We start from the raw sequence: 17,298 nt of genomic DNA on the forward strand, positions 1-17,298 counted from the left end.
GATCTTAAAGTGCCAGGCAATATTTACACCCGTATTATGAACCCCACAACGGATGTGTTGCCTCCGGTATGGCGGCGATCACTTACGCGATTCAGTGCATATGTGAAATTGGCGATAATATAGTGAGCAGCAGCCAGTTGTATGGCGGTACTTACAACTTCTTTGCCCACTCATTGCCGCGTCAAGGTGTTGAGGCGAGAATGATCTCCCACGACGATTATACGGGCTTCGAGAATGCTATTGACGACCAGACGAAGGCCATTTTTTGCGAATCTATAGGTAACCCAGCCTGCAATGTTGTTGATATTGTTCGTCTAGCTGAAATAGCGCATAAACATGGCGTGCCATTGATTGTTGATAACACCGTGGCTACCCCTTATTTATGCCGACCTTTTGAGTTGGGGGCAGATATTGTGGTGCACTCACTCACCAAATACATAGGCGGTCATGGCACCTCGATTGGCGGTGCAATAGTTGATTCGGGTAAATTCGACTGGGTGGCAAATAAGAAGCGCTTTCCGATTCTAAACGAAGCTGATCCTTCTTATCACGGTGTTGTATACACTGAGGCCTTGGGCGCAGCGGCCTATATAGGCCGCTGTCGTGTTGTGCCACTGCGGAATACTGGCGCAGCACTTTCACCAATGAATGCCTTTCAGCTTTTGCAGGGCTTAGAAACATTGGGTCTGCGTATGGAGCGTCATTGCGAAAATGCTGAAAAACTTGCCGCATTCCTGCAGCACCATGAGAAGGTTTCGTGGGTTAATTATGCCGCGTTGCCCGATAGTCCTTATTACGCAAACTGTCTGAAAATCACTAATGCCAAGGCCTCTGGTATTTTAAGTTTTGGTGTTGCGGGGGGCATTGACGCTTGCACGCGGTTTATTGATTCGCTACAGATGATTTTACGCCTGGTGAATATTGGCGACGCAAAGTCGCTGGCGTGCCACCCCGCCTCGACAACCCACAGGCAGTTGAATGAGGCGGAGCTGGCTTCTGCCGGGGTTAGTGCTGATTTGATTCGAATTTCAGTGGGTATTGAGCACATTGACGATATTATTGCTGACGTTAGCCAGGCGCTCGATAAGGCTTAGGTGCCTCTATCCCTCGCTCTTCGGCAAGTTTGCTTTGGGGGAGTGTAATTTAGCGTGCCTCGCACGCACAGCGCGCACGCCGCTCTTGGGTATTTCGCGTGAATGGTGCTGCGCTTAAAAAGTGATTCTTATGTTGGTACTCGATTGCCAATAGGCGCTTAACTCATTGACCAACTGCAACGAAGGTAAGCCTTCAATGCCTCGCACTCTCCCAGAAAATGGCATAATCTATTTGCTGATGAAGGGCGTATGCTAAGCGTAGCGTCAAATACACAGCCAAGGTCTTGTCTATGAATTTTCTTATTGCTGGCGGTACCGGGTTTATTGGCAGCGCATTATGTGCTCATCTCCGCCAGCAGGGGCATTACATTGTCGTTAAGACTCGCCAACCCGAATTGATTAATGACAATATGACGGGCGTTAAGCGCCTTAGCGAGATTAGCTCGGATACCAGCTTTGATGTAGTCATTAGCCTTGCTGGGGAGACGATTGCGGATAAACGATGGTCAGCTTCCCAAAAACAACAGCTTGTAGATAGCCGGATAGCGGTGACAGAGGAAATTATTACTTATTTACGCGGTGCCAGAATAAAGCCCGCCGTATTTATCAGTGCGTCCGCTATAGGCTATTACGGCACTGGCCTCACCGACGAGGTGATAGATGAACAATGTGCTGGCGATGATAGTTTCTCCAGCCGCCTTTGCGCGCAATGGGAGGCCAGCGCTATAGCGGCCGAGGCTCTCGGTGTTCGCACTTGCGTGCTGCGCATTGGTATTGTTTTAGGTCGCAAGGGTGGGGCATTGCAAAAGATGATACCGCTCTTTAGCGTGGGCTTAGGTGGGCGAATTGGCACTGGAAAGCAGTGGATGCCGTGGATACATTTGCAAGACCTCATCGGGATCGTTGACCATTGCATAGAGAATAAGCGCATTCAGGGCCCAGTCAATTGTACAGCGCCGAATCCGGTGAGGAACAAGGATTTCACCACCACTTTAGGGCGGTGTTTAAATCGACCCAGCATCTTGCCGATGCCGTCTTTTGTCATAAGCCTGTTAATGGGCGAAATGGGGCGGGAGTTGTTACTGGCTGGCAAGCAAGTTCGGCCTGTTAAGCTTGAGCAACTGGGTTATAAATTCAAATACGAATATTTAGAGGCAGCTTTGGCAAGTGTATTGTGAGCGCAAGCTCGGGTATATCACTGTTATTGGCGTGGTATGCAAGGTCTCGATTAGTTTAATGTCCCAGTTTATTGAAACAATTGTCTATTCCTCCCAATCTCTAAAATAATTTATCAAATGATCGATCGCCAGTCGGGCTCGCATGGGTAGAATCCGCCAATTTTGGTAGACGATCCAGCTGCCGGCGCCTTGTCTCCAATAGGGTTCCAGCACGGGACGCAATGTGCCCGAACTAATCGACTGCAAAATATTTATCTTTGGCATATAGGCGAAACGGAAGTGCAGCGGCACTACGATATCGCATCAATTAAAGGGGTGAGGCGCCGTTATATGGAACCGATATTGACGGCGATAACGTCAACGAGACAAGTCTCAACAATGAAGAGTTTCTAAATCGCATCAACAACACACTACCGGTCTCACCGGTTAATATTGCGGGCTACGCTGCCGTGTTTTATTCTAGTGGCTGTGGCGGGCTGTTGGGTTTGGCGACAAACGAAGACTTTGCAAAGTTCAGTGCTAAACATTATGAGAGTGGTGGTGTGTTGGCGGCGGTATGCCACGGCCTTGCGGCCAATTACCTTAAATTCAGGTAAAAGATTGTTAGCCAGCAAATCGGTAACGGGGGGTTACGTGCGAGGAAGAAATCGGTTGCGGAATACTTGCTAGACAGCTGGTTTAGGTCAGCAAGCCACGTTGTGTTCTGCAGGCCGCTTGTCGATGTAAGAAGGCGGCAAACGGTCTATATTGCTATGAGCGTATTCGCCGTTGCCGAGTTGGCAGTAATTACACTAGCTCAACGGCGTATCAACAAATCGAGGTGCATAACAATGAGTGATATTAAACTGCCGGATTATCTGCCATCGTGGATGAGCGATCATGTGAATGCCTATCTTAACGACGGCGAAGCGGCTCATCTTTGGGATGCGAGTGTAGGTGGCGGCGAGGGGATCTTAACTACCCTGTTGCTGACGACCAAGGGCCGGAAGTCAGGTAAGACCTTAATTATACCGCTAATTTACCGGCCGACGGGCGATGGCGGCTATTGTGTAATCGCTTCCAAGGGCGGCGCGCCAGCACACCCCGCGTGGTTTCTAAACCTGCAAGCGAATCAAGATATCACTGTAAAAGTGGCTAATGAGGAGTTTAAAGCGCGTGCGAAGGTCGCCACTGGTGAGGAGCGCACACGGCTTTGGAATTTGATGACAGATTACTTTGCGCCCTACGCTACCTATCAAGCGGCAACTGATCGTGAAATCCCGGTGCTTGTGTTTTATCCGGCCTAACTTATTGAATTCCTTGTTTGCGTAAAAGTTGGGCATTGCAATACAGAAACCGCGGCTCCAGGTTGCGTACACCATGGCACTGATCAGCGGGCTACTGTCTAGCCAATTGTCGGGTAGGTTGTAAGTCAATGACATGGACGTTTATTGACCATTGTGGCGGTGGGTGCTGCAGTAACAACGCCGCTGGCTCTGTATTCAGCAATGGTTAAATTATAACTTGGGCTGTGCGCAGCGCGCGGCGTAACTGTGCGTAGTCACTCGATTGGGGGAGGCTTGGGGGATGTCTGCCTTCGGGTATGCAGCCCATCTCGGTCAGAGCCCATGTTACAGAGTTAGCACTGGGGTTTGTCATTAGTGCCAGGGTCAATGGGCGCAAACGGTCATTTAGGAGCATGGCGAGCGCCCGGTTATTTTGTTGTGCCGCACTAATCATATCGTTAACGAGGGCGGGGGCAATGTTTCCGGCCAGTGAAATGCCGCCCTGATACCCGGCTAAAACGAATTGGCAGGCATCAGTGTTGTGACCGGCGTAAAGTGCAAAGCCAGATGGCAGCTCGGAAATATTGATATTGTCTTCCGGTGTCGGCTGCGATGAATCATTGATTAAGCCAATAATGCCCTCGATTTCGGCTAGCTTTGGCAGCGTGGTGGGCGATAGCAAATTTGGATGACTGAAATCATTGCGAAGAATTAATGGTAATTTCGCAAATTTCGCGAGCTCGCGTACATAGTCGAACAAATCGACTTGTGATAAGCCCATCGAGGTGGGTAGCGTGAGAAGGCCCGCGTCAGCACCAAATTCATCCGCCGCGCGAGCAAGCTCAAAAAAGCCGTCAAGGTCTCTTGTGTCGAGGTTAGCGATTACCACAATGCGACCGTCAGATTGCCAAATTGCGCGTTTCAGTAGTTCACCGCGTTCCTCATTATTGAACTCAGAATGCTGCCCCGTCGCGCTGCCAATAAGAAGCGCGGCACTGCCATTGTCTATATGCCAATCAATCAAGGTTTCCACGGTTTCGTAATGGGGTGAACCGTCGCTAGCAGTGGGGATGATGAGGTCGACAATACTGCCATTGATCATAAATGAATTCCTTATCCTTAATTGGAGATCAGCTGATAATCACCTATGGGTGCGCGCCTAGTCAGCTCGATACCGCTGAGGGTTTACTTTGGACCACCCGGCAGTCAAGCCTAAGAATATACTAATATAAAATATTTTTGCTACTTGCGGCCCCTGCGTTGAATCGTATTTAGTATTACTATGTTTTGGTGCAGGGTAGAATAAAAATAGCGTGTATCGTCCTCAATGGACAGAATGTATGGCCGTGCTATGATGACGGTCGCCTATGTTTTTCGGATTCCCATGCTTCGTAGTCTGCTCGTCATTGTCGTTTTTTGCTGTGCAGTAATGCACTGGCCAATCGGCACACGTGGTAAAGAGCGATTTGGCTGGGTGCGTCATTGAGGCGTCAGAGTGTCGTATCAGCTTGCCGAATTTTACGATCAATAGCATTAAGTAGCAGATATAATGCGTAACGTTAGGATTTGAACGTGTTTGGCTTTCACGAGCCGGAGACAATGACCGTGTCTGACGTACTCGAGCTTTTACGGCAATAAGGTCATCAGCACTGTTTAGTGGTTGAGCGTGAGCGTCACCAGATTCGCGGTATTATCTCTGCGAGCGATATTGCCCGCAAATTGAACATGGATATTTCGATTCAGCGGCCGCCGAAATTTGCTGAGTTGTATCTTTCTGCACTGCATTGTTAATTATAAATTGAATTAGGGGGTTTTGGCTTCCTAAGCCAATTTAATAGATGTCTGCCGGAGCGTGCGGCGGTATCACGCCACAATCACCTCTCACAAAGTCTCTCTGTTGTATGTTTTATTTTTAAGGCAGTGGCAAAGCTTGTTCCGTAAACGGGCGTTATGGAATAAAACGTTAATGATCGGGAAGGGGGCAGTATTTTGCTTCGCCCATAGTGGAATTAATTGCCGAGCTGGTTTTGTCTGCCGTCAGACAGTGCCCCACCCCCCCCATCTTCTCTACGTATTTACCACCAATTGTAAAAAAAACTTAAAGTTCTCTCAAATGCGGCCGTTAATTGGATTGAAAGCAAACTACAGTCGCTTTGACTGGTGCTTAATCAAAGACTTACGTCTTTACCGCATAGAGTGGAAAGGAGATTTACCATGGCACTTAGCATCAACACCAACGTTGCCTCTTTGAATGCCCAGCGCAATCTGCAGCGTTCACAAGAAACTTTGAACACCTCACTGCAGCGCCTTTCTACTGGTCTGCGCATTAATAGCGCGAAAGACGATGCCGCCGGCCTGGCCATCTCTACTCGCTTTACCACCCAAATCAATGGTTTGAACCAAGCGGTTCGTAATGCCAACGACGGTATTTCACTGGCGCAAACTGGTGAAGCGGCGCTGGACGAAATTACCAATAACTTACAGCGTATTCGCGAGTTGTCAGTACAGTCTGCTAACGCCACTAACTCTAACTCTGATCGCGGCGCACTCGATGCGGAAGTTCAGCAGCGCCTGGCTGAAATCGACCGTATCTCTTCACAGACTTCGTTCAACGGCCGTAAGATTCTGGACGGCTCCTTTGGCAATGCGGTGTTCCAAGTTGGCTCGAATGTTGGCGAGACTATTAGTCTTGATCTGACGGCAAGCACACGTCTGAACTCACTGGGCTCAACGGCATCTGTTACTTCTGCGGATTTAACTGCGGATTTAGCGGGTAGCGCAGAAGTGCCCGCTACTGCGAGTAATGCAGTCGTAACTGGTACTACAGGTGATTTGTTCGCTGACTTTGGTACCACCAATGCCACCTTTGATGTGTCTTTTGATGCAGGAACAACCACAGAGACGGTTACTTTGAGTGGTGACTACTCTGATGCTGGCACAGTAGAAGCGACTTTCAACCAGTTAGTCGCTGATATAGATGCAGGTCTGAGTGGTCTTTATACGGTTTCTGGGGATTATGCTTCGGGTAATATTACGATTGCGACCGTTGCAGAAGGCGCCGATCAAGATATTTTGGTCGATAATTTTGCAAATACCGCGGCAGCGCCAGCGATCGCTGCAACTCAGGGTACCGATCTCGTGGCTGCCGGTGCTACTGAAGCTGCAGGTATAACGGTTGCGGGTGATTTCAATATCGCTATCGGTGATGCGGATCCAGTAGCGATTACTGACGGTACTTACTTGACTGCCGACGACTTTGTGACGGCGATTAATACCGCGCTTGGCAGTAATGGCAGTGCAGAGCTCAATGATGATGGCACGGTGTCAATCTACGCTTCAGAGGCTATTGCCTTTACCGGTGGATTGGAAGCTGACCTAGGTTTGACCGATGCCGCAGTAACCGGCAGCCTGTCCGCGAGTAACGTGCTGACAGTGGCTGGCTCAAACGACATGCTGCGTCGCATTGACTCAGCGTTAACAGCGGTAAGCGATCGTCGCAGCGACTTTGGTGCGATCCAAAACCGCTTCGAATCTACCATCACTAACTTGCAGACCATCTCCGAAAACCTGGCGGCATCACGCGGCCGAATTTTGGACGCTGATTTTGCGGCCGAAACGGCAAACTTAACCAAGGCGCAGATTCTGCAACAGGCGGGTACGGCGATCTTGGCCCAGGCCAATGCATTGCCACAGGCCGCTCTGAGTCTGCTGCAGTAAGTCGCAGCCCGCTAGGACCCGTCACCCTTTTGGGTGGCGGGAATTAACGGCCCAGACAGGGAGTTAACGGGAAAGACGACGGGGCCTAAAGGCTCTGTTCGTGTTTCTGGTATAACTGTTTGATAGGGTGAGTAGGTTAAATTATGGATACGAGCTTATCATTACAAGCGCTAGCGCCAAGCTACGCTAAACCAGCGAGTGCGACGGCGGCGAACGCGGGCGCGGCTACTCAAGCTGGCGGCCGGTTTGTGCCGGTGCCGAGCGGCAAGTCTTTGCCGTCTCCCTCGAATTCCTCGCAAGCGGCGCCCAGTCGCACTGCCCAAGATGCCGCAAAAGCACGGGGTGAAGAGACCAAGCCGAGCAATGAGTTAAGCCGTTTGGCCATGGCTTTGGTGGCAGAATTTGACTCAACAAATAGTATAGAGAAAACATCGCAAGCGGTTGCCAAACTCAATGAAATCCTCAAGGACCGTGAGCGCGACCTCGAATTTTCGGTAGACGACACTACTGGTAGAACAATTTTAAAAGTCATTCACGCCGAGTCGGGTGAAGTGATACGGCAGATACCGCCAGAAGAATTATTGAATATTGCCCGTACTTTTATTGAAGGTACCGGCAGTTTGATTGAAGACCAGGCTTAATTGGCGCATAACGTGCATTGTCTGTGTTTGAATGGCTAAATCGTTCACGCTTTTGTGTGGCAAAGTACAAGCAGGCCATGGGTTTAGTAGGAGGTTAATGGCAGCCTTCGCAAATAATTCAGGCTAAGGCACCTCAGGTGCAGGAGACATTATGGCGTCGGTAACAGCATCGGGTGTTGGATCAGGGCTGGATATCAATAGTATTGTCTCGCAATTGGTTCAGGCTGAACGCGCCCCTCAAGAAACCCGTCTCGCCTCCAAAGAAGCGCTTATTCAGGCACGCTTATCTGCGTTCGGCTCCCTCAAATCTTCATTGACGACCTTTCAAAACAGCCTCAGCGCCTTAAAAAATGCCGATACCTTTAGCAAACGCTCGGCATCCTCCTCAGACACGGCAGTTTTCACCGCGACCACGACGGCTGCTGCGGCAGCGGGCACTTATACGGTGAAAGTAGAGCAGCTAGCTGCTAAGCACACTATTGCCTCTAAGGCTTATGTCGACAATGACGCGGTTGTGGGTAGCGGCGTACTGAACTTTAATCAGAATGGCAAAACTTTTTCGGTGACGATTGCGGCCGGTGAAGATTCACTGACCGCGATCCGCGACGCGGTGAATGGCGCTAGCGACAATACCGGCGTCGCGGCGAGTATTGTGACTGATCAAGACGGCGCGCACTTGGTGTTTTCGTCCAGCAAGACAGGGCTGGCCAATGCCATAACAGTAGATGTTAGTCCTAGCGATACAGATACCGGTAATTTGAACGACTTAGCCTATATTTCGGGCAACTTCGCCATGACCGAGAACGCCGAGGCCAAAGACTCTATTGCGGTGGTAGATGGTTTTACCCTGAGCAGTGCCAGCCTTAAATTTGAGGGCATGATTGAAGGGATCACGATTGACATAAAAGCCGCCAAACCCGGTGAAAACCTAAGTTTAACGGTGAAGCACGATACCGCCGCCGTAAAGAAAAGCATCGAAGGTTTTGTTAGCGGCTACAATACCTTAATGACCACCCTGAATGATTTAACCGCCTATAATCCAGAGGCCAAAACCGCCGGCCTATTGCAGGGTGATTCCGCCACCCGCAGCGTGGCGAATAGAATACGTCAGGAAATGGGCACCCTTGTTAGCGGTTTAGACGTGGACTTAGATTCCCTGGCAGAACTAGGGATAACCACGATAGAAAAGGGCAAGCTAAAGCTGGATGCTACTAAGCTGACGTCGGTGCTTGACACTGATTTCGCCAATGTGGCGGGCGTGTTTGCCGGTGAAAATGGCTACGCCACCCGTTTAGATACATTGATAGGTAATATTACTGCTGGAGGCGGAATTTTAGACAACCGCACCGCAGGTTTAAAACAGCAGGTGGAACGCATCGCCGATCAGCGTGAAACCTTAAATCGGCGGGTGGCATCAATTGAAGCGCGTTACTTAGCACAGTTTTCGGCCCTAGATACCCTGCTGGGTCAATTGAACGCAACGGGTACCTTTTTAACTCAGCAGTTAGATAATTTACCGGGCTCAGTGTTTAAGAAGTAAGCGTGTTTATATTGCGCCGCAAGTAAGTATTTTCCACCGTAAATGACTGTAAATAATACTAAAGAAAACCAGTGAAGAGCCGTCAATTAAGGTAGGCATACAGAGCTTACCAAGAGGAAGAAAAATGAGCTATTCAGCAGGTAGAGCGACCCAGGCGTACGCATCCGTTGGCGCCCAATCTTCAGTGGCGGCGGCCAGCCCGCACCGCTTAATACAATTGTTAATGGACGGTGCCTTAGACCGTTTGGCCGTAGCTAAGGGGCATATGCAGCGCAAAGATGTACAACGTAAAATTGTTACCATAGACCGTATTATGTCAATTGTTGATGGCTTGCGGATGAGTCTCGATCACAGCGTAAACACCGAGATGAGCGAGAATTTAGAAAATCTTTATGATTATATGAATCGTCGCTTACTGCTTGCCAATATCAACAATGATGAAGGGGCCCTCGACGAAGTTGCTTCGCTATTGAAAGAGTTGAAAGAAGCTTGGGATGCCATTCCGAGTGAGGTGAGTGGTACGGAGTCGAATGCAAGTTATCAGGCTGAGCTGGTATAGCATTTACGTTACATAATTTGTTTTCGTGCTGTGGTGGTTGGCCCAATAGCTTTCTTTGCTTTTGATCAATGTTGCTCGGATTGTGCTAGCTGGGCTATTTAACAGGTGATAAATGAGTATTGAAATACTGCGAAATGCCGAGGTGCTAGGTGCACGTGAGCGTGAACTTCGCGACATTTTGCTGATGAGTGAAAATATTCAGCATCTTGCCGAGAATAACGACTGGGCCGAAGCGGTTGCCGAACAGTATCGCCGCCGCGCCCTAATGGATGCGTTTTTTGCTAAGGACTGCGCCCCTTCAGAAAGCCAGCAAGTGGCTGAGGTCATCGAAGCAGTTCTAAATATTGATCAGCAGGTGACGAATGTTTTGTATCAGCAGCGCAGCAGTATGTTGACGGATGCCAATCAGTCCCGACAAAACGTACGTAATGTTGGTACTTATTTGAGTTGTAGTGTGTCATAGGTAGCGCTTGTTATTATTTGCTTCGCTTTAGCGCGCGTTCGCCATTTATGGGCCTTTCTTGTTTTTCTGATCAAATTCTTACGCTATCAATATCTTGGAAATAAGACTCTGACAGTATGGATTAGTTTTTCTAGAGCGTTTTTAGATAGCCAAGTTGGTTTTTTGCACCTAGGGCTTTCCCCTATACCCAAGCGTGAGCTGAATTCGGCACCATAGAGGCTAATTGATTTGATTATTTTGGTCGCCGGGTTTGCGTTTGCAATATTTCGCTGCTGTACAAGATCCGAGCTCGTGAAAAGGTTCTCGACTTAATGACCGCTTCCGTTCAGATAAATAATAATGTAATTTTAAGTGGGTGTGATATCACTGTTCCTAAGGCAATGGAGTCTGATGCTATGCAAGCACTTGATGTGCTCATTAATCAGGTAGCAGGCTTTGATACATTGGTACTTATTCGCGGTGAGTCCGGTAGTGGCAAAGAAGTTGTGGCCCGTCGGATCCATTCTGCGTCATCCCGTGAAGCCAAACCTTTTGTGCCGGTGAATTGCGGCGCGATACCCGCAGATTTATTAGAAAGTGAGCTATTTGGTCATGAAAAGGGCGCCTTTACTGGTGCGGTAGCGACTCGCAAAGGCCGTTTTGAAATGGCCGAAGGCGGGACCTTATTCCTGGACGAGATCGGCGATATGAGTTTGCCGATGCAGGTCAAGCTATTAAGGGTTTTACAAGAGCGCAGCTTTGAGCGTGTGGGCAGTAATCAGACTCAGCATTGTAATGTACGAATTTTGGCCGCAACCCATCGCGATTTAGAGGCGATGGTTCGCGAGGGTAGTTTTCGCGAAGATCTCTTTTATCGTTTAGATGTGTTTCCTATTGAAGTGCCAGCGCTCCGTGAACACGCCCAAGACGTGACGGCCTTAATGGCCTTGTTCATGAAAAAGCTAGAAGCCAAAGGTATGAAGCCGCCCAAGTTCGCCAGCAGTGCAATGCGAGCATTACAGCAGTACGCTTGGCCCGGCAATGTACGTGAGTTAGAAAATTTAATGGAGCGCTTGGCTATTACACATGGGGCTAAGCTACTCCGGTCTCAGGATCTCCCTAAGAAATACCAGATGCTCGGGCTTGTCGATAATGACGATGATACGAGTCGCGATGATCAAGATGCCTTGCTGTCGTCACTGGTCGCTTATCACGCTGATGATGACGTTGTTCTTGATGTTGCATCGAATCCAGATCGTCCGCCCTTGCCAGATAGCGGCATTGACTTGAAAGGCTATCTGCTTGAAATTGAACAGTGGTTTATCAGTGAAGCGCTGCGCAAGGAAGAAGGCGTCATTACTCGGGCTGCGCAATTGCTGGGCTTACAGCGCACGACGCTTGCCGAGAAGATGAAAAAACTTGGCGTGTCTTAGTCAAAATTTTTTGTTGGTTCAGCGCGCTATCAACTGCATTCGTTATCGCTCACTTGGATCCCTGCCTGTGCAGGGATGACGCAGCACACGTAGTTTCGTTACGCTGATTTTCAGGGTATTTGCCTTACGACGTTACCCCTGTGAAGGCAGGGGTCTTTCCTCGCCACGAAGTGTAGCTTCGTCACGATGACTTCAGGGTATTTGCCTTACGACGTCACCCCTGCGAAGGCAGGGGTCTATCCCCGCCACGAAGTGTAGCTTCGTTACGATGACTTCAGGGTATTGTCTCACAACGTCACCCCTGCGAAGGCAGGGGTCTATCCCCGACACGAAGTGCAGCTTAAGCACCAATACTGAAGCACATTCCTTGCGTTTGCATACTTGTTTACGTAGCGCTGGATTGCATTACAGGGCTGTCGTAATTGCGCCGACTTGCCTTTGATTTAGCGTTGCTCCTTTACCGTCAAGCTTTCAACAGTGCAGTCGGATGGCGTCGCCAAAAAAATGGCGAATTTACTGTGGTGTTATTTAAGACTTTGAATTTGTTGTGTTTTTTATGATGGCATATTGCTTGCTTTGTTTAGGCTAAAGCGATTAATAGAGAGTTCGGGGCATGATTAAAATTATCGATACCGGCCGCAAAGGTGAAAGCAATCAATCTCTAACATCTGAATACTATCGCGAACTTTGCCATAGAGAATTGTTGAGTAGTAGGCAGCAGCTGCGTGCGGTGTTGGCCACGCTTCACAAGAATAAGCTTGCAGGTTTTGCTGAAGGAGGCGCGCGTCATGTCTGAGCTAATTGTTGCCGATATTGCCTCGCAATCCCTTAAAGCAATGGCGGCCAGAGTGGCGATGACTGATGCAACGGTGTTGATCAGCGGTCAGAGTGGCGCGGGCAAAGAGGTGTATGCCCGCTATATTCACAGTAGCTCGCGTCGCAGCGGTGGTCCTTTTGTAGCGTTGAATTGCGCGGCAATTCCCGAAAACATGCTTGAAGCCATGCTGTTTGGCTATGAAAAGGGCGCGTTTACCGGAGCGATTAATAGTCATGCTGGCAAATTTGAGCAGGCTCAGGGCGGCACGTTATTACTGGATGAAGTTTCGGAGATGGAACTTGGCCTACAGGCTAAGTTGCTACGCGTCCTTCAAGAGCGTGAGCTGGAGCGCTTGGGCAGTCGTAAAACCTTGAGCCTAGATGTACGGGTGATTGCCACGAGTAACCGTGATTTACGTGAGGTGGTTAGAGCGGGCATGTTCCGGGAGGATTTGTTTTACCGCTTGAATGTATTTCCCTTGCATATTCCCGAGTTAGCCGCGCGACGCGGTGACATATTACCTCTGGCGCTGAGTTTTCTGGCGCGCGATAGCAGTATTCAATGCGTTGACGGCGTGTTAACTGAAGACGCTATTGAAAAGTTAATGCACTACCGCTGGCCGGGTAATGTTCGCGAGCTTGATAATGTTATTCAGCGGGCTTTGATTCTGCGGCAGGGCAAAGAAATTACCGATCATGATATTCAGTTTGAATCTGGAATGAGTTTTATCAACGAGCAAGCGTACAGCGCGGACACACCGATACGTCGCGCTGACGACGGCGATGTTGGCAGTGGTGGAGTTTTGGATGGGTTTATGCGCGACCAGGAGCGTCGGCTTATTAGTGACGCCTTGCGTTTGGGCCGATCTAAAAAAGAAGCCGCAGAAATATTGGGTATTAGCCCCCGTACATTGCGCTATAAATTGGCGCGTTTGCGTGAACAAAGTTACCTGATGGGTTAAGGAGATAGGCCATGTCAGATATGAAAGTTGATCAAATACTCACTCAGATTCGCGCCTTGCGGGAACAGACCGGCGTTGCGAAGTCGGGCATGGTGGAGGCAGACAGTTTCGCAGTTAATGCGCCCTCTAACGTTAATTTTGGGGCGATGCTTAAAGAGTCCATTAACGCGGTTAACAGTACCCAGCAAGCCTCTGGCGTGCTGGCGGCGGCGTTTGAGGCGGGAGCTAAGGATGTTAGCTTGACCGAAGTAATGGTAAACATGCAAAAGTCGGAAGTTGCTTTTAAGGCGGTCGTTGAAGTTCGTAATAAGTTTGTTGATGCTTACCAAGAAGTCATGCGGATGTCGATGTAATGCCTGTGCGTGGGTGTTTGGTAATGAGGAATATACTGACGGTGGGCTACCAACATGGCTGAAGTTAAAAGCAATCCGCTGACGGGTTTACTTGCTGATTTGGCGAAAAACGAGGTAATGCGTCAACTGTTGATATTGGTGGGCATTGCCGCCAGCGTGGCTATTGGTGTGGCTGCCGTAATGTGGTCCCAGGGTACGGATTACCGCACCTTATATGCGAATGTTGCGCCGGAGCGGGCAGCGGGCGTGATTGATGCCCTCAACGCTGCGGGTATCCCTTATAAAATTCAGGAGCCAACAGGCTCTATTATGGTTTCCTCTGAAAAAATTCATGACGCGCGAATTAAATTGGCAGGTCAAGGTGTTATGCGTGATGGCACCGGAATGGCAATTCTGGAGCAAGAACAGGGTTTTGGTGTTAGCGAGTTCATGCAGTCTAAGAAGTATCACTACGCGCTAGAGCAGGAATTGTCGAGCACCATTGAAAGTATGCATCAGGTGCGCAAGGCCCGGGTGCACTTGGCTATTCCGAAACAGTCGGTGTTTGTGCGTGATCGCAAACCGGCCAGCGCCTCGATTATGTTGGATATTTATCCCGGTAGTAGTGTTGATAAGCAGAACGTTAATGCCATCATGAATTTGGTGGCTTCAAGTATTACCGGTTTGGCGCCCGAACAAGTGACGGTAGTTGACCAGCAAGGTAATCAATTGTCTGAGCAGGGCGATAAAGATGATCTAGGTTTAAGTTCTCGGCAATTTAGTTACCGTCAGCGAATTGAGCGCGCCTATGAGGACAGTATTGAAGACTTGCTCAGACCACTCGCCGACGCTGGCCAAGTAAGAGTGAAGGTGTCTGCCGATGTGGATTTTTCCACTGGCGAAGAAAGCCGCGAAAGCTGGAACCCGGACCGCCAGGTCGTGCGCAGTGAGCAAATTAATGAACAGGGGCGCAGTGCTGTGGGTAACGCGGGCGCGAAAGGTATTCCGGGGGCACTGACTAATGAGCCACCGAGCATTGGTGGCCAGGGTACTGGTGACAATGATGGCGTTGGCACTGGCAGTCGCTCAATAGTGCGCAATTATGAAATTGAACGGGTTTTAAACCATACCACCACGCCAACAGGTTTGATTAAAAAACTCTCGGTAGCGGTTGTGGTGGCGAATCGCAGCGGCCCTAGCGAAGGGGGCCAAGCGAGCTCGGTAGAAATTAGCGCGGCTGAATTGGAAAAATTAAACCTGCTAGTGAGGGACGCGATTGGCTTTGATCTTGAGCGGGGCGATCGGGTGACGGTGGTGTCGGCAGATTTTCAAACGCCGGTGGGTTTTGGTGAAGAAATGAGTGCCCCCGGATTTTGGGAGCAGCCCTGGTTTGCCAATTTAATTCGCCAAACCTTTGCGGGCCTGGCGGTATTACTCATTGTATTTGCTGTGCTGCGGCCTGGCATGCGAACCCTGATGCAAGGGGGCGGTGCTTCGCGCGGGACTGGCGGCGCGCTGCCGCCCGGTAGCGCGGTCGACAGTGTTACAGGTGAAGTCTTGCACCCGGCCGTAGCGGCACTGGGTGGCCCGCAAATAACGCCTGCCCAGTTGGGTGGAAAAATGGGTTTTGAAGAAAAAATGACCGAAGTGCGCTCGGTGGTGAATGAAAGCCCGGAACGTGTGGCGCAAGTAATGAAAAAATGGGTGTCGGAAGAAAATGGTAAATCCTAATATGGCAGCAGGTGGGGGTGGTAAGGGCAGTGAAAAGGCGGCCTTGTTTCTATTGATGCTGGGCGAAGAGCAGGCATCTAAGGTGCTGCAATTTGTTGACCCCCATGAAGTAGAGCTCATTGGCACCGCGATGGCTGCGATTCGTAGTGTGGACAATCAGCGCGCCGAGGCGGTGGTCGACGACTTTAGAATGTCGATGCAGTCGGAGACGTCGCTTGGCGTTGGTGTGCACGGCTATGTGCGCAAATTATTTACCTCTACGCTCGGTGAGCAAAAGGGCGCGACTTTGGCCGACCGGGTATTGGGTGACGAAGAGTTACAAGAGATGAACTCCCTGCGCTGGTTGGAACCCGACGCCCTGCTACATATGTTGAAGGATGAACATCCACAGTTGATCGCCATTACCATGGCGCATATGGACCAAGAGCAGGCTGGCGCGTTGTTGAAGCAAATGGCGCCGGATTTACAAGATGATATTGTAATGCGCATTGCCAATATGCAGACAATTCCGCAAGCGGCCATGCGTCAGTTACAAACGGTATTAAAGAAAAAGCTCTCGGTTACGGCAACCTTTAAAAACCGTAAAATTGATGGGGCGCTGACCGTAGCCGGGATTATGAATGGCTTAGACCCGGAAGCGGAAACACGGATTTTGGAGTCGGTTGCGAAAAAGAGTGAGGCATTGTCTGAGAAAATACAGGACCTGATGTTCTTGTTTAGCAACTTGATTAATATTCCTGATAAGGGTATCCAATTATTGCTTCGAGAGGTCAGCTCCGACATTTTACCCATGGCCTTAAAAGGTGCAGACCAAAAAGTGCGCGATAAGATTATGGGCAATATGTCTAAACGCGCTAGAGAGATGTTAATTGAAGACATGGACGCGCGTGGGCCAATGAAGTTGAGCGATGTTGAGGCTGCCCAGAAAGATATACTCGCCGTTGCCAGAAAATTGGCGGAAGCAGGGCAAATCGATTTAGGGCGCGGCGGTAATGACGATTATGTGTGAGGCAGCTGTGCTATTTAACTGCAAATTACATCATTAAGAGGCTGCTATGGCGGATGTGTTCCAGGTGTTTGTGCCGCGGGTAATTGATGCCGAAGCACTTAATGACGCGCCGGAAGTGCTTGAGTCTGCGAAGGCTGCGGTCGAACACCGGACCTGGCAGTTACCTGAAATCTCGGTATTGGCGTCGCCGGTATCGAACGTGGCTGCTAGGCCTGATCGAATCGAAGCCGATGCTCCCGAACACACTCGCCAGACTGACACGTTTGAGGGCGAGCGAAAACTAGCTCATGACCAAGGCTTTCAGCAAGGGCTTAAAGACGGGCAGCAGGAATCTAAGCGTCTGTTGGCTGAACAAAGTCAGCAGTTACAACTGGCGTTGGCGGCGCTACGCGAGCCCTTGAAGTGGGTTGATAGTGAGCTAGAACGCGAGCTGTTTACAATGACCCTGGCCATATCAAAGCAATTATTACGTCACGAATTAAGTTTGCGACCTGAACTCATTGAAAATCTCATTCATAAAGCCGTGGCGGCATTACCCTTAAGTAACAGCGGTTTTGATATTGTCCTGAACCCTGACGA

At 49.7% G+C, this 17,298-nt stretch carries 15 protein-coding genes and 2 pseudogenes; 16 read left to right on the forward strand and 1 reads right to left on the reverse strand.

The genetic code is table 11. The annotated features are described in order from the left end of the window. From ABYP33_RS12460 to ABYP33_RS12470, 3 genes and pseudogenes are all read left to right on the forward strand, one after another. Positions 1-1,094, forward strand: a pseudogene (locus tag ABYP33_RS12460) (O-acetylhomoserine aminocarboxypropyltransferase/cysteine synthase family protein); the annotation flags it as partial. Positions 1,095-1,384: 290 nt separating this feature from the next. Continuing rightward, positions 1,385-2,272, forward strand: coding sequence for a TIGR01777 family oxidoreductase (locus tag ABYP33_RS12465; RefSeq protein ID WP_373091311.1), 888 nt, complete (start codon positions 1,385-1,387; stop codon positions 2,270-2,272). A gap of 830 nt (positions 2,273-3,102) precedes the next feature. Beyond that, positions 3,103-3,558, forward strand: coding sequence for a nitroreductase/quinone reductase family protein (locus tag ABYP33_RS12470; protein ID WP_373091312.1), 456 nt, complete (start codon positions 3,103-3,105; stop codon positions 3,556-3,558). Between the two features lie 205 nt (positions 3,559-3,763). On the opposite strand, the gene ABYP33_RS12475 is transcribed toward ABYP33_RS12470, so the two are convergent. After that, complete coding sequence (locus tag ABYP33_RS12475) at positions 3,764-4,639, reverse strand: dihydrodipicolinate synthase family protein (protein ID WP_373091313.1); 876 nt, start codon at positions 4,637-4,639, stop codon at positions 3,764-3,766. Between the two features lie 554 nt (positions 4,640-5,193). Between ABYP33_RS12475 and ABYP33_RS12480 the strand changes: the two genes are divergently transcribed. From ABYP33_RS12480 to ABYP33_RS12540, 13 genes and pseudogenes are all read left to right on the forward strand, one after another. After that, positions 5,194-5,328 (forward strand): hypothetical protein, encoded by a 135-nt coding sequence (locus tag ABYP33_RS12480; protein ID WP_373091314.1) that lies wholly within the window; start codon positions 5,194-5,196, stop codon positions 5,326-5,328. Between the two features lie 423 nt (positions 5,329-5,751). Then, a complete protein-coding gene (locus ABYP33_RS12485) occupies positions 5,752-7,254 on the forward strand; it encodes a flagellin (protein WP_373091315.1) in 1,503 nt (500 codons plus the stop codon). Positions 7,255-7,397: 143 nt separating this feature from the next. Beyond that, positions 7,398-7,895 (forward strand): flagellar protein FlaG, encoded by a 498-nt coding sequence (locus ABYP33_RS12490; protein WP_373091316.1) that lies wholly within the window; start codon positions 7,398-7,400, stop codon positions 7,893-7,895. A 151-nt stretch (positions 7,896-8,046) separates the two neighbouring features. Then, positions 8,047-9,435, forward strand: a complete 1,389-nt coding sequence (fliD, locus tag ABYP33_RS12495) for a flagellar filament capping protein FliD (RefSeq protein WP_373091317.1) — start codon at positions 8,047-8,049, stop codon at positions 9,433-9,435. Positions 9,436-9,559: 124 nt separating this feature from the next. Further along, positions 9,560-9,994 carry a flagellar export chaperone FliS gene (fliS, locus tag ABYP33_RS12500; protein WP_008249194.1) on the forward strand — a complete coding sequence of 145 codons (435 nt, stop codon included), beginning with the start codon at positions 9,560-9,562 and terminating at the stop codon, positions 9,992-9,994. A gap of 112 nt (positions 9,995-10,106) precedes the next feature. Next, positions 10,107-10,457 (forward strand): flagellar protein FliT, encoded by a 351-nt coding sequence (locus tag ABYP33_RS12505; RefSeq protein ID WP_373091318.1) that lies wholly within the window; start codon positions 10,107-10,109, stop codon positions 10,455-10,457. Positions 10,458-10,852: 395 nt separating this feature from the next. Further along, the gene (locus ABYP33_RS12510; protein WP_373091319.1) at positions 10,853-11,869 is read left to right on the forward strand and encodes a sigma-54 interaction domain-containing protein; all 1,017 of its coding nucleotides are present in this window, start codon (positions 10,853-10,855) and stop codon (positions 11,867-11,869) included. Positions 11,870-12,482: 613 nt separating this feature from the next. Beyond that, positions 12,483-12,665, forward strand: a complete 183-nt coding sequence (locus ABYP33_RS12515) for a hypothetical protein (RefSeq protein WP_373091320.1) — start codon at positions 12,483-12,485, stop codon at positions 12,663-12,665. A 40-nt stretch (positions 12,666-12,705) separates the two neighbouring features. Next, positions 12,706-13,647 (forward strand): annotated as a pseudogene (locus tag ABYP33_RS12520) (sigma-54 interaction domain-containing protein); the annotation flags it as partial. Between the two features lie 11 nt (positions 13,648-13,658). Beyond that, on the forward strand, positions 13,659-14,000 hold the full coding sequence (gene fliE / locus ABYP33_RS12525; RefSeq protein ID WP_373091321.1) for a flagellar hook-basal body complex protein FliE: 342 nt from the start codon (positions 13,659-13,661) through the stop codon (positions 13,998-14,000). 54 nt (positions 14,001-14,054) lie between these two features. Then, the gene (fliF, locus tag ABYP33_RS12530; protein WP_373091322.1) at positions 14,055-15,710 is read left to right on the forward strand and encodes a flagellar basal-body MS-ring/collar protein FliF; all 1,656 of its coding nucleotides are present in this window, start codon (positions 14,055-14,057) and stop codon (positions 15,708-15,710) included. Position 15,711: 1 nt separating this feature from the next. After that, entirely contained in the window at positions 15,712-16,719 is a 1,008-nt protein-coding gene (gene fliG, locus ABYP33_RS12535) for a flagellar motor switch protein FliG (RefSeq protein WP_373091323.1), read from the forward strand. 46 nt (positions 16,720-16,765) lie between these two features. Next, positions 16,766-17,298 (forward strand): FliH/SctL family protein (locus tag ABYP33_RS12540; RefSeq protein WP_373091325.1); only part of this gene is annotated, 533 nt, incomplete at its 3' end.

The organism is Zhongshania sp. (assembly GCF_041584495.1).
In the GTDB taxonomy this organism is placed as follows: Bacteria; Pseudomonadota; Gammaproteobacteria; order Pseudomonadales; family Spongiibacteraceae; genus Spongiibacter.